General features: G+C 67.2%; 1 protein-coding gene and 1 pseudogene. Both read right to left on the bottom strand.

Annotated elements, in window-relative coordinates:
* Window positions 1–771 (bottom strand): annotated as a pseudogene (locus HX774_RS18430) (IS3 family transposase); the annotation flags it as partial.
* A complete protein-coding gene (locus HX774_RS20220; protein ID WP_003170335.1) occupies window positions 756–1,022 on the bottom strand; it encodes an IS3 family transposase in 267 nt (88 codons plus the stop codon). The pseudogene HX774_RS18430 and the gene HX774_RS20220, both read right to left, overlap by 16 nt.
* Window positions 1,023–1,086: the final 64 nt, after the last annotated feature.

Raw genomic sequence — 1,086 nt, 5'->3', positions numbered from 1 at the left:
GCGGGTGTTGTAGTCCAGCGCCCAGGCGGCGACCTTCTGGCGGGCGTGATCCAGGCTGAAGAACAGGCTCTCGTTGAGCAGTTCGTCGCGCATCCGGCCGTTGAAGGATTCCACAAACCCGTTCTGGGTCGGCTTGCCCGGCGCGATGTAGTGCCAGTCGACGCCATGATCCTGCGCCCAGGCCAGGATGGCGGTGGACGTGAACTCCGTGCCGTTGTCGCTGACGATCATGGCGGGACGGCCCCGCCGAGCGATCAGCGCTGTCAGCTCTCGCGCGACGCGGCGTCCCGAGATCGAGGTGTCGGGGATCGCCGCCAGGCACTCGCGGGTGACGTCGTCGACCACGTTGAGAATGCGGAAGCGGCGGCCCGTGGCGAACTGGTCGTGCACAAAGTCCAGCGACCAGCGGGCGTTCGGCCTGGCCTCGACCAGGATCGGCGCGCGCGTGCCCATGGCGCGACGACGTGAGCGGCGCTTGCGCACCGTCAGGCCTTCCTCGCGATAGAGCCGGTAGATCCGGTTCTTGCCCGAGGGTTCTCCCTCACGCCGCAGCAGCACGAACAGCCGCCGATAGCCGAACCGTCGCCGCTCGACAGCCAGGGCGCGCAGCCGCTCCCGCAGCGCCGTGTCCGGCTGTCGGCAGGAGCGATAGCGCACCGACTTACGGTCCGCCTTGATGATGGAGCAGGCCCGTCGCTCGCTGACGCCGAACGCCGCCTTCAGATGGGCGACGGCCTGGCGCAGCGCCGCGGGCCCTACCACTTTTTTGACAGCAGATCGTTCAACGCGGCTTTGTCGAGCATGGCGTCGGCCAGCAGGCGCTTCAGCTTTCCGTTCTCGTCTTCCAGGGCCCGGAGGCGCTGGGCGTCCGACACGCTCATCCCGCCGAACTTGGCCTTCCAGGCGTAGATCGTGCCCTCCGACACGCCGTGCTTGCGCGCCAACTCGCCCGCTTTGGCACCGGCCTCGTTCTCCCGCAGGATCCCGATGATCTGCTCTTCCGTGAATCTCGCTCGTTTCATTCCGTCCGTCCTTTCAAGGGCCGGACTCTAGCTCCGCGTGGAGGAAATTCTCAGGGGCACGTCA

Origin of the sequence: Brevundimonas sp. P7753 (assembly GCF_013386595.1) — a bacterium.
Taxonomy (GTDB): domain Bacteria; phylum Pseudomonadota; class Alphaproteobacteria; order Caulobacterales; family Caulobacteraceae; genus Brevundimonas; species Brevundimonas bullata.
Note: the sequence above shows the minus strand (reverse complement) of the source record. Positions and strands in the feature narration are given on the sequence as shown.

Coding starts and splice junctions, on each gene's coding strand:
- HX774_RS20220 (WP_003170335.1), bottom strand. CDS start 1,022: ATGAAACGAGCGAGATTCACGGAAGAGCAGATCATCGGGATCCTGCGG.